General features: G+C 60.2%; 16 protein-coding genes. 3 read left to right on the top strand and 13 right to left on the bottom strand.

Annotated elements, in window-relative coordinates:
* Positions 1–24: 24 nt before the first annotated feature.
* Positions 25–4,389 (bottom strand): choice-of-anchor tandem repeat GloVer-containing protein, encoded by a 4,365-nt coding sequence (locus ABEB25_RS12060; RefSeq protein WP_345736660.1) that lies wholly within the window; start codon positions 4,387–4,389, stop codon positions 25–27.
* 187 nt (positions 4,390–4,576) lie between these two features.
* Between ABEB25_RS12060 and ABEB25_RS12055 the strand changes: the two genes are divergently transcribed.
* Together ABEB25_RS12055 and der are read left to right on the top strand one after the other, a co-directional pair.
* Entirely contained in the window at positions 4,577–5,149 is a 573-nt protein-coding gene (locus ABEB25_RS12055; protein WP_345736659.1) for a CDP-alcohol phosphatidyltransferase family protein, read from the top strand.
* A gap of 34 nt (positions 5,150–5,183) precedes the next feature.
* Positions 5,184–6,563 carry a ribosome biogenesis GTPase Der gene (der, locus tag ABEB25_RS12050; protein ID WP_345736658.1) on the top strand — a complete coding sequence of 460 codons (1,380 nt, stop codon included), beginning with the start codon at positions 5,184–5,186 and terminating at the stop codon, positions 6,561–6,563.
* A 62-nt stretch (positions 6,564–6,625) separates the two neighbouring features.
* On the opposite strand, the gene cysS is transcribed toward der, so the two are convergent.
* The 4 genes from cysS to ABEB25_RS12030 form a co-directional block, all read right to left on the bottom strand.
* A complete protein-coding gene (gene cysS, locus ABEB25_RS12045) occupies positions 6,626–8,035 on the bottom strand; it encodes a cysteine--tRNA ligase (RefSeq protein ID WP_345736657.1) in 1,410 nt (469 codons plus the stop codon).
* A gap of 93 nt (positions 8,036–8,128) precedes the next feature.
* On the bottom strand, positions 8,129–8,449 hold the full coding sequence (locus ABEB25_RS12040; RefSeq protein ID WP_345736656.1) for a KH domain-containing protein: 321 nt from the start codon (positions 8,447–8,449) through the stop codon (positions 8,129–8,131).
* Positions 8,450–8,515: 66 nt separating this feature from the next.
* Positions 8,516–8,770, bottom strand: a complete 255-nt coding sequence (gene rpsP, locus ABEB25_RS12035) for a 30S ribosomal protein S16 (protein ID WP_345736655.1) — start codon at positions 8,768–8,770, stop codon at positions 8,516–8,518.
* A 231-nt stretch (positions 8,771–9,001) separates the two neighbouring features.
* The gene (locus ABEB25_RS12030) at positions 9,002–9,280 is read right to left on the bottom strand and encodes a hypothetical protein (RefSeq protein ID WP_345736654.1); all 279 of its coding nucleotides are present in this window, start codon (positions 9,278–9,280) and stop codon (positions 9,002–9,004) included.
* A gap of 110 nt (positions 9,281–9,390) precedes the next feature.
* Between ABEB25_RS12030 and ABEB25_RS12025 the strand changes: the two genes are divergently transcribed.
* Positions 9,391–9,843 (top strand): RrF2 family transcriptional regulator, encoded by a 453-nt coding sequence (locus tag ABEB25_RS12025; RefSeq protein WP_345736653.1) that lies wholly within the window; start codon positions 9,391–9,393, stop codon positions 9,841–9,843.
* Here the strand turns inward: ABEB25_RS12025 and ABEB25_RS12020 are convergent.
* The 8 genes from ABEB25_RS12020 to ABEB25_RS11985 form a co-directional block, all read right to left on the bottom strand.
* Entirely contained in the window at positions 9,829–10,599 is a 771-nt protein-coding gene (locus tag ABEB25_RS12020; RefSeq protein WP_345736652.1) for a hypothetical protein, read from the bottom strand. The genes ABEB25_RS12025 and ABEB25_RS12020 overlap by 15 nt on opposite strands.
* Positions 10,592–11,146, bottom strand: coding sequence for an RNA polymerase sigma factor (locus ABEB25_RS12015; protein WP_345736651.1), 555 nt, complete (start codon positions 11,144–11,146; stop codon positions 10,592–10,594). The genes ABEB25_RS12020 and ABEB25_RS12015 overlap by 8 nt, the downstream gene beginning before the upstream one ends.
* 288 nt (positions 11,147–11,434) lie before the next feature.
* Positions 11,435–14,002: a hypothetical protein gene (locus tag ABEB25_RS12010; protein ID WP_345736650.1), complete on the bottom strand. Its 2,568-nt coding sequence runs from the start codon at positions 14,000–14,002 to the stop codon at positions 11,435–11,437.
* Between the two features lie 24 nt (positions 14,003–14,026).
* The gene (locus tag ABEB25_RS12005) at positions 14,027–15,988 is read right to left on the bottom strand and encodes a VWA domain-containing protein (RefSeq protein ID WP_345736649.1); all 1,962 of its coding nucleotides are present in this window, start codon (positions 15,986–15,988) and stop codon (positions 14,027–14,029) included.
* Positions 15,989–15,997: 9 nt separating this feature from the next.
* Complete coding sequence (locus ABEB25_RS12000; RefSeq protein WP_345736648.1) at positions 15,998–17,023, bottom strand: VWA domain-containing protein; 1,026 nt, start codon at positions 17,021–17,023, stop codon at positions 15,998–16,000.
* Positions 17,020–17,583 (bottom strand): DUF4381 family protein, encoded by a 564-nt coding sequence (locus ABEB25_RS11995; protein WP_345736647.1) that lies wholly within the window; start codon positions 17,581–17,583, stop codon positions 17,020–17,022. The genes ABEB25_RS12000 and ABEB25_RS11995 overlap by 4 nt, the downstream gene beginning before the upstream one ends.
* Complete coding sequence (locus tag ABEB25_RS11990) at positions 17,583–18,494, bottom strand: DUF58 domain-containing protein (RefSeq protein ID WP_345736646.1); 912 nt, start codon at positions 18,492–18,494, stop codon at positions 17,583–17,585. Before ABEB25_RS11990 ends, ABEB25_RS11995 begins: the two co-directional genes overlap by 1 nt.
* A gap of 63 nt (positions 18,495–18,557) precedes the next feature.
* Positions 18,558–19,559, bottom strand: a complete 1,002-nt coding sequence (locus tag ABEB25_RS11985) for an AAA family ATPase (protein ID WP_345736645.1) — start codon at positions 19,557–19,559, stop codon at positions 18,558–18,560.
* Positions 19,560–19,567 lie beyond the last annotated feature (8 nt).

The raw sequence follows: 19,567 nt of genomic DNA, 5'->3' as shown, positions 1-19,567 counted from the left end.
TTTTGCCATCCTTCTTCGTTAGGCTCAAGGCCACCAGAGGGAAACATTGCTGCTTTCAGGATCCGTGTCCCCCACGGCATTGCTGATGGAATGACCATGCGCTCCCTTGTAAGTACCTTTTTGGATCAGCAGGCCCGTGAATTTAGGCAGGGCTTTCGCAGGCTGGCTCCAGTTCGGCGCAAAGGTACCCTGCATCAGCCCCGTCTTGGCATTGAAAGTCAGCGTATAGGTCTCGTCGGCCGCATCCAGCTTCAAGAGCTTGTTGCCGTCCACATTCAGCCGCCACTCTTTCCCTGCGGAAAGCCGCCCGGACTCCACCCCCAAAATGGCATTGCCAGCCTCGTTCATCGCGTCCAGCCCCAGGGCAGATTGAAGGGTCAGCAAGGCATCATACCGCGCCCCCGCACCATCCAGGCTCACCCCTTCCGGCCAACCTGCCGTGTAGAGCTGGGTGGCCAGATTTTTCCCCTCAGTCACCGCCGGGCGGAACCATTGTGCATCGGTGCAGATGATATCGTCATCGGGCCGCCCTGCAGGTTTGAAGACCAGCGTCCCAGACAAGCTCCCCAGCTTTGTGGCGGCCCCCGGTGTCGGCTGTTGCAGGAAGAACGCGCTGCGCGTGGACGTCGTCAAAAAGCTGCTCGCCGTGATCTTGCTGCCATCAGCCAGCAGACCCGCCAACTTCACCGTGCCATTGGCAGAAAGCGTCAGGGTCACATAGCCCGTCCCCTGGGGATAGCTGGCAAGGCTGCGCGGAGGCTCCTGCCCCATCGCCGCCAGGGCCATCGTGTAGATCCCCGTTTTGCCCTTGGCATCCAGCAGGTCCGCCGTAGCCGCTTTCATCGGGCCCGCAGTGCCGGAACTTTCAGCCCCCGCCGGGCCGTTCAGCGCCAGGACCAGCCCCGTTTCAGTCCATTCCAGAAACAGCTCCTTGTCCTGAAAGCCAAAGCCCCGGGCATATCCCGCACCCTTTTTAAACCACACGCTGCCATCCCCCCGCATCACCGCCGTGAAAGGCACGATGGCACCCCCGGCATACACCTTTCCGCTCAGGCTACCGCTCGTCGGCGTCAGTGTGGCACTCACAAAACCCGTCGTCTGAATGTTGGCAGCCGTGCCTTCTTTAGGCCGCAACAGTCCCTGATGAACCGCCGCCTTGCTTCCAAACAAGGCTGGCAACGGGTTTTCCACAAACACTGCTTTCACACCCAGCACATCCCTCTCAGGCATGGTGAAAACCACCGTCTGCGCCACAGCCAACGCATCCTCCGGCAGCTCTTCCCAGTGGCTGAACAGATAGCCCGGCCGGGCCGTCGCAGTCACCTTCAGCACCGTTCCCGGCAGCACGGCCGCAGTCTGTGGCAGAGGCGCTTTGACCAGCGCCGTGGCAGCTTTGGCGGGCGTCGCCAGCAGGGCCACCGTCCCCACTTTGTCGGGTGTCTCAGATTGCGCAGCCGGGACCTCGCGGACCAGGCTCAGTTGGAAACGCCGCTCAAAGGTAAAGGTGTAACTCAGCGTGCCAATGTTGCCAGACGTGTCCTCCACCGTCAGGAGCAGCGTGTTGGCTCCGATGACGGGTACCAGACTCGCAGTGAATGGAACGGCGGTCGGTTTGGCACTCGTGCCCAGAGTCGCGGTCACGGCCTCAGCCCCGTTCAAGGAGATCTCCACCTTCGCCACACCCACATTGTCGCTGGCAGTCCCTGCCACCAGCAAGGGCGAAGTCTGGCTCACCACTTTACCCGTCGGCGTCGCCAGCCTCACGCTCGGCTTTTGCAGTTCCGGTTCTTTGAGGGTGCCATAGCCCTGAACATTGAAGGTGAAGGGGGCCTCATTGACATCAGAGCTGGTGATGGTCACTTGGGCGGTCCGCAACCCTTCAGCCGAGGGATTAAACAGAAGGCCAAAGCCCGTCCCCACCCCCGGCTGCACCGAGGCCGACGGCGGAGAGCTGACCGAGAAATCTCCCGCATGCTCTCCCGAAAAAAGGATCTGCGAGGCATTCCCCAGATTCAGCAGCATGGTCCCCTGATTGCTCAGCGTGAAGGCCCGGCCCGCGCTGCTGCCTTCCACTTTCACTCGGCCAAAATCGCGGTTGTCCGACACCAACGGCGGGTTGTTACCTCGGACGATGGGCACACCATTGCCGCTCACCGCAATCGCTGTGTAAAGATTCAGTCTGAAGACACTGCCACCACCCCGGCTGCCACCTTCCGAAGTCATGCCATAAAGATGGCCGTCAGCCCCCGTGATGAAGTGACCCTCCAACGGAACGGCCCCCTCCTCAGCCCCTTCCGCACGGCTGCTGCCTTTGAAATCGAGAAGCAGCGAGTAGCTGCCCGAAGTGGTCAACGCAAAGGCAACGCCCAGGTTCGATGTCCCCCCGGCCGAGGTCATGCCATAGAGACGGCCATCCGGCCCCTGGGTCAGGCTGCCGCGCGGCTCCGCTCCCTTTCGGCTTCCCGTCATTCCCGTGAACTCCACCAGCGTCGTAAACTGGCCCGTTGGGGTGATTCTAAACACCGTGCCCATATCCGACGCTCCTCCATACTGGGTCATGCCGTATCCATTGCCATCGCTCCCCAGGATCAGGCTGCCACAGGGACTGGCACCTTTGGCACCGGGCTCATCTCCGGTAAATTCCACCACCGTGGTGATCGCCCCAGTGGCCATCAGTTGGTAAATGGTTCCATAACCATAGCTGCCGCCAGCCGACGTCATCCCATACAGGTAACCGTCTGGGCCCACCCCCAGGCTCCCCACCGGATAGCGGCCATTGAGCCAGGTAAAATCGGCCAACTCCGTCACAGCTCCCCCTGCCGACATCTTGAACACCGTTCCCGAATCCGAAATGCCCCCCCGATAGGTCGTTCCATAGAAAAATCCGTCTGCCGCCAGCAGCAGGCTGCCAACCGGGGCATAACCGCGATAGGGCCCGCTGTAGGAGGAGAAGTTAACCAAATTTGTGGCAACGCCTTCAGGAGTCATTTTAAAAATGCTGCCATCGCCTCCGCCGCCTCCACTGGAGGTCATCCCATAAAAAGCCCCGTCATTTCCCCGCGTCAGATGACCTCGGGGGAAAGTTCCCGGAAGACCGGCCGTATCTCCAAAACGCACCAGGGTCGTCAGTTCGCCTTCAGACGTCAGCCGAAAGATGCTGCCCATACCATACTGCACTGTGCTCGAAGTCATCCCATACAGATCTCCGTCGGGCCCCAGGGTCAGACTGCCACGTGGTCCATAGTGGCCCACCCGGCCAAAGTCGATGACCGTCGCCTGGGCCCCCTGCGCGGAGATCGAATAAAAGCTGCCCAGATTGAGGTGCCCGCCTTGCGTCTTGATCCCATAATAAAGACCATTGTCCCCCTGGACAATCCCCGTGGAGGCATACGTAAGTCCCTCGAAAAACGTCGTGGCCGTTCCTTCCGGGCTGATCCTGTAAATGCCACTCTCCGTTACCAGACAAAGGTTCCCCGCATCATCCAGGGACAGGCCCTTGAATTCAGCGATGTTGCCGGGAACACGACTAGGCACGGAATAGTGATTGGTCAGGACCCCGGCGGGGGTAACCTTGAAGACATTTCCCCACCATCCCCCCTGGGCCAGGCCATAGAAGTTGCCATCCGGGCCCAGCAACAAATCTCCAAACGGACGCTGCCCGGCGCTGCCTCCATCAAAAGCGGCGATTCTGGTAAACAACCCCGAGGGCGTCATCCTGAACACCGAGCCTTGGTCATTCGGTACACCGCTGGTATTGCTCAGCCCATAAAAATTGCCATCAGGTCCCAGGGTCAGTTGTCCCCAGTAGCTTCTCCTGACCACTTGGCTGGCAAAGCTCGCCACCACACTGTGAACGCCCGCAGAGGTGACTTTGATCACACGCCCATATCCCTTGGTGCCACCCGCATCGCCCAGGGTGTAGAACTCCCCATCGGCACCTTCGGTGAGTTTGCCCACTGAATAGCCTCCACCAAAGCTGCCCAAAGAAGTGTACACGCCTTCAGGGCTCAATTTGTAAAAGCTGCCCACGCCCACCTCGTCCACAGGATTGATGACCCCGTAAAAATGACCATCACGCCCTATCGTCAGTTCCAAAGATGGAGCCGTGTTAAAATCCTGCGTGTCCTGAAACACATGAACCGGCTCAAACTCCCCGTTGAATCGAATTCGGAACATCACATAACGGCCAAGAAAGCGGCGTGTGGTGATGCCGTAAAACCAGCCGTTGCCAGGATGCTTCACCAATTTCCGCGCAATGTAATCCGCCCGTGGAATCGCCGGGAACGAGCATATCTCCTCAGCCTTCGGTTTGAGGGCGGCCAATGCCGTCTCCATCGAACCCACCAAGACGCTCAGCACAGCCAGCAAAGTCACAGAAAATGATTTCATCAAGATCCCCTGGAGATAAAGCGAGGGAACTTCCCCCGCAACTCAGATTAAGCATTGGCACTATTTTCCCTCCCATATTTCACTCCTCCCACCCCATCAATTCCTGACCCCTATCAGAATTGTGCTTTCGCCTGAGAAACAGAACGCATTGCAATCCACGCCCCAGGGTTTAAAGGGAAGGTTCGCTGTGACATTCGCCACTCAGATCACCCTCTTCCGTATCCTCCTCATCCCGGTTTTCATCGGGCTGGCGGTGTATTATGGGGAAAGCGTGGCCTCTGGAAAGGCCAATGAGACGCTGCGCTGGTGGACCATCGCGGTGTTTGCCATCGCGGCACTGAGCGACGCGGTGGACGGTTACGTGGCTCGGCATTTCAATCAGCGCAGCCGCCTGGGGGCCATTCTGGACCCGCTGGCAGACAAACTCCTGCTGCTCTCCGGTATCATCACCTTGAGCTTCACCGGCTGGCGGCAGCACTTCCCGCTGTGGTTCCCCACCCTGGTCATTTTCCGCGATCTGGCCAGCATCGGCGGGGCTTTCCTCATTGATTATCTCACCGGCAAGTGTGTGATCAAACCCCACTGGACGGGCAAGGTGGCCACCTTTGCCCAGTTCGCCGCCGTGCTGTGGCTGATGCTCGACATCCCTTTCCTCATCTGGCCCACGGCTCTCGCCGGAGCCTTCACCGCCATCTCAGGCTTCCTCAATCTTGCTGCTGGCGTACGCCAGGTGCAGGAGCATTCAGGCAAGCACGACTGACCCGGCCCCATCCCTTTTTAGAAAAACACATCCCATGCGTAAAACCGTCGCCATCGTAGGCCGCCCGAATGTGGGCAAATCCGCCCTCTTCAACCGCCTTGCCGGCATGAACATCTCCATCGTTCATGACCTTGCAGGGGTGACCCGTGACCGCATCACGGCCGAATGCCGCCGTGGCCCCCAGGTCTTCAACATCATGGACACAGGCGGCATCGGCGCCAATACGGAAGACGTCCTGACCGAGCAGGTGCAGGTGGAGGCCGCCATCGCCCTGGATGTTGCGGATCTGCTGCTCTTCGTGGTGGATGTGACGGCAGGCATCACCACCATTGACCAGTCCCTCGCCCAGATGCTGCGCCGGACAAACAAGCCTGTCATTCTCGTCGCCAACAAGTCCGACTCCGAAAAACGACGCCTCGGCTCCGGAGAGTTTGCCAAGATTGGTTTTGGCGATGCCGCCGAAGTCAGCGCCGTCCACGGCTACGGCATTGATGATCTGGTGGACTCTATTGTCGAGAAGCTGGAACTGACCGAAGAAGAGACGGAGGAAGCCCGTGAAGAACGCCTTTCCGCGCGGCCATTGAAGCTGGCCATCGTGGGCCGCCCAAACGCCGGCAAGTCCTCCCTGGTGAACGCCATCATGGGCCAGGAACGCGCCATCGTCAGCGACCTGCCCGGCACCACCCGCGACAGCCTGGACGTTCACTGCACGTATAACGGCAAGCATTACCAGCTCATCGACACCGCCGGCATCCGCAAGCAGGCGAAGGTGGAAGACGCCGTGGAAATCTTCAGCATCCAGCGCAGCTATGCCGCCATCAAGCGCGCCGACCTCTGCCTCCTCGTCATTGACTGCGCCGAAGGTGCCAAAATGCAGGACCGCAAGATCGCCCAGCTCATTGTTGAAGAACGCAAGCCCTGCATCCTGGTCATGAACAAGTTCGACCTCTTCCATCCCCATGCCCAGCAGAAGGATCGCCTGGAAGAACTGGCCGAAACCATGCGCCGCGAGTTCTTCTTCCTCAGTTACGCTCCGCTGGTGGCCACCTCTGCCAAGAACAACGACAACGTCGGCAAGCTCTTCGTCCAAATCGAGCGCGTGCGCAAAGGTGCCCAGGGCCGCATCGGCACCGGCGTGCTGAACCGCCTGATGCACGAGACCATCGAGAACACCCCCGGCCCGTTGGGACGCAGCCCGCAGACCTTCAAGCTGCTCTATGTCACTCAGGTGAACGAGACCGAAGACGTCTCCATCCCGGTGCCGCACTTTGTCATGTTCGCCAACCGCGCGGCCAAGATGACCGATGGTTATCTCCGCTTCCTGGAAAGCGTGATCCGCAAAGAATGGCCCGCCCCCGGCGTGCCCTTCCGCATGAGCGTGCGCGGCAAGCAGCCCAAAGAGAAGAAGCGCTAGTCTTCACCCAAAGAGCTGAGGGCAGGTGCCCTCAGCTCTGGATGGGCAAACGGCTTCACCCGTTATTTGCGCAGCACCTGATAGCCTTCTTTGCTGTCCTTGATGATCCAGCCAGCGGCATCGAGTTCCTTGCGCAGAACGTCAGCCGCCGCCCAGTCCTTGGACTGCTTGGCCTGCCAGCGCTTCTCCGCCAGTTCAGCGATGTCCGCAGGCACCTCGATGGCCGCTTCATCCGCCAAGACAGGAAGCTTCAAACCAAGGGCACGAAGCAGGAAGTGGAAGCCCTCGAGAGTCGCCGTGGCTTCGTCCTTGGACAAGGAAGCAGCCTTGGTCTTGTTGATCGTGCCGAAGATGTCGCCCAGGGCTCCGGGCACATTCAGGTCATCGTTCAGCGTTTCCCAGGCGGTCGCAAACGGGCCGGGCTCATTGCTTGTCACATCTCCTGTTAGGCCACTAACCTCCCGCAAAGCCTTGTCAAACTTGGCCATCTTTTGCAAAGCCTGACGGGCAGATTCCAAAGAGTGCACCGTAAAGCTGAGCGGTGTGCGGTAATGGCCGCTGATAAGGACGTAGCGCACCTCAACCGGAGTGAACCCACGGGCACCCAGATCCTCAAGCGTGTAGAGATTGCCGAGGCTCTTGCTCATCTTACCGCCGTCCACCATGAGATGGGTGACGTGGAACCAATGGCGGGCAAACTTGCCATGGGTGGCGCAGCAGCTTTGGGCGATCTCATTCTCATGATGCGGGAAGATGAGGTCCACACCGCCACCATGGACATCGAAGTCTTCGCCCAGATACTCCAGGGACATGGCACTACACTCCAAGTGCCAGCCAGGGCGGCCTTCGCCCCAGGGGCTCGGCCAATGGTTAGGCCCGTCTTCGGCCTTCTTGCCTTTCCAGAGGGCAAAGTCAGCGAGGGAGTCCTTAGTGTACTCATCGCTGTCTGTGGCGCTGGCTGCGCTCGATGCCCCCAGCTTGAGCTCGCGGTCCTCAAGATGGGAGAGACGGCCATAGTCAGCAAAGGAGGCGACCTTAAAATAGACGCTGCCGTCCGGGGTGGCATAGGCATGACCGCGCTCGATGAGCGTCTCGATCATGCGGATCTGATGCGGGATGTGGGCTACGGCGCTGGGCTCCACATGCGGGGGCAGCAGATTGAGGGCGGCGCAGTCGGCGTGAAACTTCTCCGTCCAGTGGCGGGTGAAGTCGGTGAGGGACTGGCCGGCCTTTTGAGAATCGCGGATGGTCTTGTCATCCACGTCGGTGAGGTTGCGCACATGCAGGGTGGCTAGGCCGCCCTGCTCGATCACGCGACGGAACACGTCCTGAGCGACAAAGGTGCGGAAGTTGCCGATGTGGGCCGGGCCATAAACGGTGGGGCCGCAGCAGTAGAAACGCAGGGTCTTGCCATCCAGAGGCGTGATCGCACGGGCGGTACGGGAAAGGGTGTCGTGAAGAGTCAGCGGCATGAAAAGGGAACGCGGGGGATAATGCGGAGCGGCGAGTTGTGCAACCGCTGGCGGAGCAAAAAACAGGACGAAAACATCCGTCCAGGGTCCGCATCAACAGTCAGCGGAGGCGGCTTCGCGCTGCTGTTCCTGCTCGGGCGTTTCTTCACCTTCCAGGTCTCTGGCGGCCCCGATCTTGAGGCTGACGCGGATGCCATGCTTCTCAGCCGCCGTTGTAAGCAAGGAGCGGATGGAGCTGGCCGTCATGCCGTTTTTGCCGAGGACGTGCTTGACGTCTTCCGGGGCGAGCTGGACTCTGAACGCCAAAACGCCATTGGCATTGTGGCCAATGGCGATGGAAGCTTGCTGTGGGTGGTCAATCAGATTGGCCACCACATAAGTCAGGAATTCGCGAAGAGCTTCGGGGGCGTCCATGACAAGCAATTAAAATGTTTCCGTCAGCCCGAGCAACAACGGAAACAAGAAATGTCTTTCGGCCAATTACTTGGCGGCAGCGACCTTTGCGACCTTTTTGATGAGGCTGCGAACGGTCTCAGTCGGCTGGGCACCCTTGGAGATCCAGGAGTTCACCTTGTCGAGGTCGATGTTGATGTTGCTTTCTTTTTTCTGGGGATCGTAGGTGCCCAGGATTTCGAGGAAGCGGCCATCGCGCTTGAAACGCTGGTCAGCGGCGACGACACGATAGAACAGACGGCCTTTGGAGCCTTCTTGACGGAGACGGATTGCTACTGCCATGAGATCAAATATATTTCGGACTTTCGGGGAGGCGGAGGGTGCTGGATAAACAGGGGAAATCAAGGTTTATTTTCAAGATTCTAAACATTCTTGAACAAATATTGGCTTCAAAGGGGCTTATCCGGGACCTGATGGGGTTTTAAGGCAGACAACCAGTGCTGCCGAAGGGAAGAAAAAAGCGGCCTCCCATTCAGGAGACCGCTTTTAAAAGAGGCCTAAAAGGCAGCCAGCTTACTTGCTGCTGGTGTAAGGAGCGGCCACTGGGGCCTCTTCCTGCACGTAAACGACCTTAGCGCGGTTCTGGCGGAAGGCCACCGGAAGGTGAGCCGTGCCCTGAAGGCGCTCCTGCCAGGTGTAGTCGTATTCACGGACTTCACCCTTTTTGTGGTAGCCAGCACCCGGGGTGCGATAGCGCTTGTAAAATTGTTCATTCACGCTGCCCACCATGTAGGGCTTCGTGGTGCAGGAGGAAAGAACAGCGAGGGTGATGAGGGAGAAAATCCATTTCATAGGAACAATGAGAGTTTGGCCAGAAACGAGTCCAGTTGTCAAAAAAAATTTCGTAAATGCTGCCTTTGCTGGTTGCCTCAAAATCAAACTCCTTTAACGCATAGGTCTTCATGAAGCTCTCCCGTAAAGCCGAGTATGCCATGCGTGCCTTGCTGGCGATGGCTCGCTCGCCTGAGACATCCACCTTTTCCATTCAAGACATCGCCGCGAGTGAGCGTATCCCGCTGAAGTTCCTGGAGCAGATTTTGCTGGTCCTGAAAAATGGAGGCCTGCTGCGCAGCAAGCGTGGCGTGGGCGGCGGTTACCAGTTTCAAAAAGCACCGCTGCGGATCAGCCTGGGGGAAATTGTGCAGCTCATTGACGGGCCGTTTGAGCCCATCCACTGCGCCACGATGACGGATCAGCCAGGGGCAGCCTGTGAATGTGGCATTCCTGGGGGATGCGGGCTGGGGCAGGTATTCGGTAGCCTGCGGGATGACGTCAATGAGTGGCTGCAGAAGACGACATTGGCGGATGTGCTGGAGCGCGACCGGCTGCGCCAGCCGCTGTCATTTGAGATCTGAGCTGGCCACGAGAAACTCGTCCAGGTTAGTCTCGGGTGAGTCGCCCAGCATGACATAAACATACTTGCGGCAGGACCAGGAGGCGACGGGGTAGCCTTCCACTCTTTCCACCTTTTCCGGGTTGAGCTGGTCAGGCGAGTCGCGAAGGGACTCTTTAAGCACGACAAAAAGGTGGGCTTCCTGATCACCCCGACCAAAACAGACCATGGCGACTTTCTGGCCGCGCCAAGTGACGGTGCGGCAGCCGAAGGGCCGGGCTTCCTTGGTGCAAGGCTTGACGACGTAGGGCTTGGGTGCGCCCTGGGTACCCAGCCAAGCGCTGACATTGGCTATCTCTCCGGTGACATGATCCAGGCCAAAGCCCTGGTTTTTCATGGAGTCAAAGATGTCCACGATCTCGGTCTCGAACTGAGCGAGTGTGGGGGTACCAGCTGAGGCAGGTTCGGAGAGAGTGAAAAAGATGCCCGTGAGGGCGATGGCGGCAGCGGCGGCCAGCCAGGGGAGGCGCTGCCAGCGGGGGACAGGAGCGGTCAGTTTGGCGGCGGCGAGGATCTCTGATCGCAGGGTATCCGGCACAGGCACATCGCAGGTGCATTTGCACATCTTGCGGTCGAACTCCTGCTCCTGGGCAAACCATTCCATGAGGGCTGGGCGCTGAGGCAGCGTCTCCAGGGCCTCTTTGAGGAGAGGATCATCATTGTCCTGGCCGTGGGGGCGGCAGGCACTCAGACGAAGCTGGATTTCAGAGTCATCCATGGCGGTTAGCACGTGGGGGTTCAGCAAAAGGAATCACTTTGGGTGAGGCGGGGGAATCGGTGTCTTCGCGGACGGAGGTGAGTTTCTGGCGGAGCTGGGCTTTCCCGCGAGAAAGGCGGGACATGACGGTGCCGATGGGGACATTCAGGATTTCGGCGATTTCTTGGTAGCTGTGCTGCTGAAGATAAAACAGGGTGAGCGGAGCGCGATAAGTTTCATCCAACTGACCGAGGGCATCCAGGGCGGACTGGCCATCCATCTCCTCCATCGTCCGATCCTGCACGGCAGGTAGTTCAGGTTCCGCATCGGAGAGTTCCACATGGGGAAAACGAACGGCGCGACGGCTGCCGGTGAGAAATTCGCGATAGAGGGTGGTGAAGAGCCAAGTCTTGGCCTTGCTGCGGTCCCGGAGCTGGAAGCCCCGAGTGGCCCAGCGAAGAAAGGTCTGCTGGGTGAGGTCTGCTGCGTCTGCCTCCCGCTGGGCAAGGCTCAGCGCGAAGCGATAAAGCCCCTGGTAGTGCTCTTGAACGAGGTGTTCGAACTCCATGACGCAGCAGATGAGGGCAACGGACGAGAAGGGCGGGAAAACCCAACGGGGCCATCCTACATCTTCTTGGTGTCACAGGACGCACATTTCGTGCAATCAGCCGGTTTCTTTTTGCAGCAGTTGGCGCAACTGGAGAGACCAAGGGTGAAGGCGGCGAGAGAAAGAAGAAGGAGAGCTTTCATGATGGGGTGGTAGAGAATTGAGTTTGAAAAAGCAGCCCCGGTATCGTGGCCGCCTATTGATCAGAGTACTCAGTGCGAGGGTTATTCCTTGCCCGATCCGATATTTTTAAGGCACCAGCGCCTCATCCCAAATCCACAAGGGTGTGAGAGCCCCGCCTTCCACCCAGCCGCGCAGGGTTTCGGTGCCGGAAGGAATCTCCACATAGGTCCAAGTGCTGCGCTTTTCCAAAACACGGACCTGGGAACCTGGAGGCAGATCCATGACGGTGCCGGAGGTGACGGTGGCGGCAGTGTAGGCCTTCACCTCGGGGACCGTGACGATGGAGATATCATGGACGCGCTCCACACCCTCGGGGCGGATCGCGGCCATGGAGGCAGCGGGGAGGAAGAGGAGCAAACCCAGAACAGAGAGGGTAATAGCCCCGCCGATGGCGCGACGCCCAGCGAGGATGCGCCAGAGAATGGCGAGGGCGACCAACCAGAATCCCACTGAGGCGAGGATAGCCCATTCATTGGGGGTGAGCCAGAGGCTCCACTCGGCCAAAGGCGATTTCACAGTAAAGGAGAGAAAACGGAGACGCTCATGGAGGTGCAGGAGATTCTGCCGAAGTTCAGGGCCGCGGGGGTCAAAGAGGTGGGCACGCTGATACCAGAGTACGGCACGGCCTAGATCATCCTGGCGGTAGCGCGCATGGCCGATGAGCTGGAAGACTTCCGGGCTGAGCTGTGGCGGCTTCTTTTTCACCAAGGATTCGGCGAGGTACTGGGCGCGAGCAAAGTTGCCTTTGTCCATTTCCGCTAGGGCCTCGCGATAAATATCGTCGGGAGAGGTGGCCGCTGGTGTGGCCGTCTGGGCCTGGATGCTGGAGCAAGCGAGGAGGCCGATGAGGGCAAGCAGGCTGACTTTGGCAATCACCTGTTTGAAAAGGCGGCTGAGGGCTTCGGTGATTTGGCGGCGTTCTGTCGCAGGGAGTGGCGTAGCCCCGGTGCCGGTAAAATTGGAGGTTTCGTATCGGTTTAGAATGGCCTTGAGGCCGGGATCCTCCACAGGGTGACCGGCCTCGGCCACATGGATGAACTGGGCGGCTTGGCGAAGGAAGTCTGCATCGGAGGAATGGCCGCTCTCAAAGGCAGCCCAGGCAGCGCGGATCTCCCCTGCCCTGCCCGCCATACGCGCCTGGCGACGTCGGTGGGTGATGGCAAGGATGCCGGCCAGAAGGACCAGGCCCACAGGCAGGGCCTGCAAGGTCCAGAAGGAGGAACTGCGAATGAGAAGGGTGCTGGTGGGGGCGAGCCAGCGGGACTGTGGGGAGGGCTTGATGACGATGTCCGTGATGTCGGGCTGGGGATCCAGCACGGGAGGTGGCACGGGAGCAGTAGCACCAGCAGTGCCGGTGGTAGCCTCCGTGGTGGCCGTGGGCGCAGCGGGCTTCATGTTCAGCGGGATGGCCTCGGTGCGGAGGGTGATGTACTGCTTTTTCGAAGAGCTGAAGTAGCTCATCTCAAAGGGAGGCAGGGCGGTGTGAACGGCCTCTGGTATGAAGACCTGAGAATAACCAATTTTGCGTTCAAGGGTGGGCACCTGGTTTTGATCGAGCTGCCCCTCGACGTTGTAGCGCTTGGGCGGATAGGTTTTCCAGCCACTGGGAAGTGTGAGGGCAGGCGTGGTGAGGGCATCGAAATTTCCGGTCCCCTCCACCAGGAGCTCCACGGCCACGGGATCGCCCACGGTCAATTCGGTAGGAGTGGCGGTTGCGCTGAGAGCGAAATCACCGACGGCACCGCTGAAGCTGGCGGGCTTGCCCTCAGTCGGGAGAGGCAGAACCTTGAGAGAGACCTGGGGGCTTTTTACGACCAACTTCCGAGGTTCCGTCTGCACGCCAAAGTACACCTGGGGAAACCCCGGGGGCAGACGGCGGTCCATCTGAGGGCCACCTTCGACGGGGACTTCCACCAGCATTTCGAGCGAGGCCGGGCCTACCTTGAGATCACCAGCGCGAAGGGAGGAAAGCGTGCTACGAAAGGTGTAGACGATGTAACCCACGCCATCAATGACGGTCATGGTCTGATCGCTCTGCTGAGGGAAACGAGCGATGGCGAAATCGCTCTTCACAATGTCAATGAGGCCGAGACGGCGGATCTGGGTCTGACGCGGGACGTAAAGACTGCAGGTCAGGGGCATGACCTCGCCCTGGTAGATTTCCTTTTTACCCAGTTCGATCTGGAGGATGGGCTGATTGGCATCTTCGCCACTGCCGGGGCCGCCGAGGCTGGAGCCGGCCTCGACGATGAGCTTGACCTCGTTGGTAGAGACCTCCTGGCCATCAATGCTGAGAATCTGCGAGGGAATGACAAACTCCCCTGGCTCTGAAGCTGCGACACCCCAAGTAAGCTGGGTAGAAAGACTGCGGCGGCCTGTGCTATCCAGGCTCATCTGCTGAGAGGGTGAGACATTCGTGCGCTGGACGATCTGCAGTGGCAGGCGAAGCTCTGGAACACTCTGGATGCTGCCGTCCTGAATGGCGATGACGTAAGTCACGATCTGGTTGGGCCGGGCCTTGTCTGGCTGAATGTAGGCACGCACAGTGGCGGCATGCGAAATGCCGGTGAGGGCCAGCCAACAGAAAGCCAGCAGCCGCAAGGCTGAAGACGATTCGCAAATCACTTTTGTCATGGGTCCCATCATGTTCGTTTCCAGTTACCAGTCCTTGCCATTCACTGCCGGATCACGCGGGCGCAAGATCAGGGCTCTTTTTTGGTCGTCGGCATATGAGCGGAGGAAGGAGCGGGCCTCATTGCGGCTGAAGCCAGTGGCATCGTCCTTCTCGTTTTCAGCAGCCTCGATCTCCTTGGCCAACAGGGCTTCTTTTTCCTTATCTTTGGGGTCACCTTCTTTAGCCGCTTTCAGCTCACCTTCAGGCAGTGCCACCTCTTTCTTTTCACCCTTCTGTTTGCCGAGGCTTTCCTTGCGGCTGAGGTCCTTGTCCTTCTTGCCTTCGCCGTCCTGATCGCCTTCCTCGCCAGAGTCGCCTTCTTCCTCCTCACCCTCTTCCCCTTCCTCGCCCTTCTGGCCTTTTTTGCCTTTCTTCTTGTCGCCTTTTTTACCTTTGTCGCCCTTTTGCTCCTCTTCCTCATCAAGTTTCTTTTGCAGCTCGACGACGCGCTTTTTGATGAACTCGCGGTTCTCAAGGACTGGCTTGTTTTCGGGGTCCATTTTCAGAATGGCATCAAAATGCTTCACGGCATCGCGCCAGGCCTTGAGGGTGAATTTGGGCTGCTTGGCGAGTGAGCGATCCCCCTGATCATAAAGGCTGTGAGCGAGGCCCTGGTGGGCCTGCTTTTGCACCTGGGGCTCGCCTGATTCCAAAGCCTGGCTGAAGGCGCCGACAGCGCGATCATAGTCCTTGAGCTGGTGGGTGGCATAACCCAAGGCTTGAGCATAACGATGACGCAAGTCGGGCGGGAGGCTGCCCTCCGCAAGCAACTTGCCAAAGAGTTCGGCAGCCTGTTTGTGGTTGCCCTTTTTCATGGCTTCCTCGGCGGCTTTGGGGTCGACCTCGGTGCGGTTAAACAGAGCGGCCCACAGGGGTGACTGCTGAGCAGCGGGGGCGCTTTCGGCAAAGAGGCCGAAGAGAACCAGGGAGAAGGCCAGCGCAGGCTGACGCCGAGCGGGGGAAGGACGGAGGAACCACGCGATCATAAGAAACAATACACCCATAGACAACGGCCACTGAAAACGTTCGATGGGTTTGACGAGTTGTTTGGCTTCATTAGCCTGGGCCTGGAGGGCGGAGAGGAGATCCCGCACGACCGTAGCGGCCAGGGGCTGAGAGCCAAGCTTTAGATATCGGCCTCGGGTGGCCGTGGCCACTTCCTGAAGCACAGCTCCCTGGAGGGTGGTCTTCACCACATTGCCGCTGCGGTCGCGCACGTAGTCGCCCTGGCGGTCAGGATCGGGATCAGGGATGAGCGAGCCAGCCTCCGTGCCGACGCCGACGGTGAGGATGAGGATGTTCTTTTTGGCCGCCTGCTGGGCGTATTCGCGCACCTGGGCATCGGGCTCGCCACCATCGCTGAAGAGGATGAGACCGTGATTGCGAGCGGGATTTTTTTCAAAGGTTTCCATGGCCAGTTTCAGGGCCTTGGAGATTTCGCTGCCGCCCCTGGGCACGGAGGTGAAGTCGAGCGACTGAATGGCCTCCACGACGGCCTCGTGATCCGTGGTGAGGGGGGCCTGGAGGTAGGCATTGCCCGAGAAGGCGATGAGGCCGACGCGGTCTGTTTTTAACGAATTGAGGACATCCTGGGCGGCCAGCTTGGCGCGGGTGATGCGATCAGGCGTGACGTCATTCGCCAGCATGGAGCGGGAGGTATCCAGAGCGATGATAATGTTTCTCCCGGACTCGATCTGGGTGACCTTGTCCTCGCCCCAGCGAGGCTGGGCGATGGCGAAGATGAAGCAGGCGAGGGCCAGGAGCTGAAGGGTGAAGATGATGCCAGCACGGGCGGCGGAAACTCCGACCAGCAACTGCGGACGCAGGCGGGGGGCAGTCATCTTTTCGACGATCCGCCCGGCACGCCAGCCTGACCAGAGGCGCAAGGCCACCAGCACGGGCAGCCCGAGCAGGTAGTAGAGCAGATCTGGAGAGGCAAAAGTCATGGAATGAAATCAGGTGGCCACCGCGACGGGGGCGGCATTCAGGAGGGTGAGGCGCAGGAGCAGGGCCAAGGCGAGGAGGACGGCGGCGAGGGCAGCAGGATAGAAAAACAGCTCTTCCGTTTCAGAGATGCTGCGGCGTTTGATCTCGGTCTTTTCAAGCGCATCGATGGTTTCAAAGATGCCTTTCAGGGCGGTGAGATCCTGGGCCATGTAAAAGCTGCCGCTGCCTATGCGGGCGACTTCCTGAAGGGTGCCTTCATCAAACTCCTGCCGGCCGCTGGTGATGACGCGGCCATCGGGAAGCGGAATGCGGTGAACGCCGGGGGTGCCGATGGCGATGGTGTAGATCTTCTGGTTCAGCGTGGCGGCGAGCTTGGCAGCATCGAGAGGGCTGAGCTTGCCACTGTTGTTTGCCCCATCGGTGAGAAGGATGATGACCTTGCTGGGCACGGTCTCCTTGTCCAGACGGCGGGAGGCGGCAGCGAGGCCGGAGCCGATGGCCGTGCCGTCTTCCATGACGCCAGTCTGGACGCGGTCGAGATTCGATTCGAGCCATTCGTGATCTAGGGTCAGCGGGCAGGGCTGATAGGGGGCCCCGGCAAAGGCGACGATGCCGACGCGGTCGCTCTTGCGGCCCCGGATGAAATCCCGCATCACGCGCTTGGCTGCCGTGAGGCGATTCACAGGTGAGCCGCCGATGTAAAAGTCCTCGATCAGCATGGAAAGGGATACGTCCACGGTGAGGCAGATGGCGATGCCTTCGGTATTGTCCTCCTCATGGGAAGTGACCTTCTGGGGCCGGGCCAGGGCGATGATAGCGGCAGCGAGGCTGAGAAGGACCAAGCCAAAGGTGAGGCCGCCGGAAGTGGACTTGGCCTTGAAACCGAGGTCCCGCAGGATGAAGGCGGTGGGGAAGGCCACGGCGGGCGCTTTGCCAATGCGACCGCGCCACCACATCATGAGAGGCAGGAGGAGCAGGGCCAGAAGCCACTCCCACCGGCCCAGGATGATGTCAGTCAGAAAAGGAATGTTCATTCAGACCGGGATGGTAGCTGCGGTTCAGCGGGCTGGGCGGGCCCATCTTCCTCAAGGGCGGTGATGGCCTTGGCCAGCAATTCCATGGACTCCTCCTCAGAGGCAGGGACGGGGGCAAAGGAAAGCTGATCCCACAGGGAGGCTAGGGCTGCGTATTTATGCACGCGCTGCTGGAGCGGAGTGCCGCTTTCCTGGAAGATCTCCTGGGTGGTGCGGAAGGGTGCGGGGATGCGGTAACGCGCCATGAAGTAAAGGCGCAGGATTTCGGAGACCTGGGCGCTGACCTCGGAGGGGGGCAGGCTGCGGGCCTTGGAAGACAGGGTCTTGAGGGCCTGCATGGCGTTTTTCCAAGGCCGTTTAGGCTCTGGCAATCCGGGCTGGCGGGGACGTAGAAGAAGCCAGAGAACCAGGGATAGCAAAGCGACAAGCGCGACCAGGGCCACGACATAGATCCAGAGTGGCGGGGGCACGGGCGGCAGAAAGACCTCCGGCAGATCCGGATGGGGAAGCGGCTGGGGCGGCGGGGCGGCGGGGGCCTGGGCTAACAAAAAGCGTGTCATCAGCGCTTCCTCCTTCTGCGGGCCCGGAAGTAGGCCTTCATGGCGGGTGCGTAGTCGTCATCCATGCGCACATCGATGCGCTCGACCCCGTTTTTGCGCAGCACGCGGGTCAGTGCGGCCTGGCGGTCGCTGATGGCCTGGGCGTACTTCTGGCGGACGGCGGGATGGGAGGTATTGACGATGAACTGCTCCCCGGATTCTGGATCTTCCAGGCAGATGCGGCCTGACTCTGGCAACTGCCATTCGCGGGGATCACTGATCTGCGCGGCGACGACGTCATGCTTGGCCGCCACGGAGCGGAGGCTGGCTTCCCAGGCGGTGTCAGTCGTCAAAAAGTCTGAGACCACCACGACGAGGGCGCGATGGGCCACGCGCTCCAGGGCAAGGTCCAGCGCCGGTGCGAGCTGGGTTTTCCGGCTTTTAGGCTGGATGGTCAGAATGTCACGCAGGATGCGCAAGGCGTGGGCGCTGCCTTTGCGGGCTGGCAGGTAATGCTCCACCCGGTCTGAGACGAGGATGAGGCCGACCTTGTCCTGATTTTGCACGGCGCTGAAGGCGAAGACGGCGGCGACCTCCGCTGCGCGTTCACGTTTGCTGTCCTCCTGGCTGCCGTAATCACCGGAGCCGCTGACATCCACGACGAGCATGACGGTGAGCTCGCGCTCCTCAATGTATTTGCGGACGAATGGCTCGTCCATGCGGGCGGTGACGTTCCAGTCCAGGAAGCGGACGTCGTCACCGGCCTGGTATTCGCGGAAGTCATCGAACTCGATCCCCTGCCCTTTGAAACGCGAGTGGTACTGGCCGCCGAGGGTCTCCTTAACCATGCCACGGGTGATCAGCTCAATGCGGCGCACCCGCTTGAGGATGCGGGTGAGCTGTTCATCGTTGTCAGGAGTGGTGGCAGACATGGGGGAGATCAGGCTGCGGATTTAGGCAGCGTGGCGGGGAGGTGAGTCACTGGGGCCGCATGCTCACGGCACGGGCAGCTTGTCGAGGAGCTGCCGGATGACATCCTCACTGCTGACGCCTTCGGCCTCGGCCTCATAGGAAAGGAGGATGCGATGGCGTAGGATGTCAGGGGCCAAGTCTTTGATGTCCTGAGGGGTGACGTAGTTGCGCCCGGCGAGGAAGGCATAGGCCTTGGCTGCGAGGGCGAGATTGATGGTGCCACGGGGGGAGGCGCCGCAGCGGATGAGCAGCTTCAGGTGCGGGGCGTAGGCCTCCGGCGAGCGGGTGGCCTGGATGATGGAGACGATGTAATCGCGGATCTTTTCATCCACGTAGATCGCATTCACCAGTGTGCGGCTGGCCACGATGTCTTCAGTCTTGGTGATCTGGTTCACTTCCAGCTTTGGCGCGCTGGTGGCCATGGCATCGAGCACGCGACGCTCCTCCGCCGGAGTGGGGTAGTCCACGCGAACCTTGAACAGGAAGCGGTCGAGCTGGGCCTCGGGGAGGGTGTAGGTGCCTTCCTGGTCGATGGGGTTTTGCGTGGCCAGCACCATGAAGGGATCTGGCAGCTTGTAGGTGTTTTCGCCGATGGTCACCTGACGCTCCTGCATGGCCTCCAGGAGGGCGCTCTGTACCTTGGCGGGGGCACGGTTGATTTCATCCGCCAGGACGAGGTTGGCAAAAATGGGCCCCAGGCGGGCGGTGAAGGTGCCTTCCTTCGGGTGATAGACCATGGTGCCGATGACATCGGCAGGGAGGAGATCGGGCGTGAACTGGATGCGCTTGAACTGGGCGTGGAGGGCGCTGGAAAGGGTGCGCACGGCGAGGGTCTTGGCCAGGCCGGGGACGCCTTCCAGAAGGACGTGGCCGTTGGTCAGCAGGGCGACCAGGAGGCGGTCCACCAAGGCCGTCTGGCCGACGAGCACCCGCCCGATCTCCTGGCGGAGGGGCTGCACCCATGTGGAGGCTTTCTCGATGGAACTGGCATCTGGGATGGCGGGCGAGGGGACGGGTTCAGACATGTGTGAAG

Origin of the sequence: Prosthecobacter algae, from assembly GCF_039542385.1 — a bacterium.
GTDB classification, from domain to species: domain Bacteria; phylum Verrucomicrobiota; class Verrucomicrobiia; order Verrucomicrobiales; family Verrucomicrobiaceae; genus Prosthecobacter; species Prosthecobacter algae.
The sequence above is the reverse complement of the archived record's forward strand: the minus strand, read 5'-3'. Positions and strand labels throughout refer to the sequence as shown.

What these genes read in the sequence shown, in the direction of transcription:
- ABEB25_RS12000 (WP_345736648.1), bottom strand. Translation starts at nt 17,023, where the DNA reads ATGAACATTCCTTTTCTGACTGACATCATCCTGGGCCGGTGGGAGTGG.
- ABEB25_RS11990 (WP_345736646.1), bottom strand. Translation starts at nt 18,494, where the DNA reads ATGTCTGCCACCACTCCTGACAACGATGAACAGCTCACCCGCATCCTC.
- ABEB25_RS12030 (WP_345736654.1), bottom strand. Translation starts at nt 9,280, where the DNA reads ATGAAATGGATTTTCTCCCTCATCACCCTCGCTGTTCTTTCCTCCTGC.
- ABEB25_RS12005 (WP_345736649.1), bottom strand. Translation starts at nt 15,988, where the DNA reads ATGACTTTTGCCTCTCCAGATCTGCTCTACTACCTGCTCGGGCTGCCC.
- ABEB25_RS12015 (WP_345736651.1), bottom strand. Translation starts at nt 11,146, where the DNA reads ATGGAGTTCGAACACCTCGTTCAAGAGCACTACCAGGGGCTTTATCGC.
- ABEB25_RS12040 (WP_345736656.1), bottom strand. Translation starts at nt 8,449, where the DNA reads ATGGACGCCCCCGAAGCTCTTCGCGAATTCCTGACTTATGTGGTGGCC.
- ABEB25_RS12025 (WP_345736653.1), top strand. Translation starts at nt 9,391, where the DNA reads ATGAAGCTCTCCCGTAAAGCCGAGTATGCCATGCGTGCCTTGCTGGCG.
- ABEB25_RS12060 (WP_345736660.1), bottom strand. Translation starts at nt 4,389, where the DNA reads ATGAAATCATTTTCTGTGACTTTGCTGGCTGTGCTGAGCGTCTTGGTG.
- ABEB25_RS11995 (WP_345736647.1), bottom strand. Translation starts at nt 17,583, where the DNA reads ATGACACGCTTTTTGTTAGCCCAGGCCCCCGCCGCCCCGCCGCCCCAG.
- ABEB25_RS11985 (WP_345736645.1), bottom strand. Translation starts at nt 19,559, where the DNA reads ATGTCTGAACCCGTCCCCTCGCCCGCCATCCCAGATGCCAGTTCCATC.
- cysS (WP_345736657.1), bottom strand. Translation starts at nt 8,035, where the DNA reads ATGCCGCTGACTCTTCACGACACCCTTTCCCGTACCGCCCGTGCGATC.
- der (WP_345736658.1), top strand. Translation starts at nt 5,184, where the DNA reads ATGCGTAAAACCGTCGCCATCGTAGGCCGCCCGAATGTGGGCAAATCC.
- ABEB25_RS12020 (WP_345736652.1), bottom strand. Translation starts at nt 10,599, where the DNA reads ATGGATGACTCTGAAATCCAGCTTCGTCTGAGTGCCTGCCGCCCCCAC.
- ABEB25_RS12010 (WP_345736650.1), bottom strand. Translation starts at nt 14,002, where the DNA reads ATGACAAAAGTGATTTGCGAATCGTCTTCAGCCTTGCGGCTGCTGGCT.
- rpsP (WP_345736655.1), bottom strand. Translation starts at nt 8,770, where the DNA reads ATGGCAGTAGCAATCCGTCTCCGTCAAGAAGGCTCCAAAGGCCGTCTG.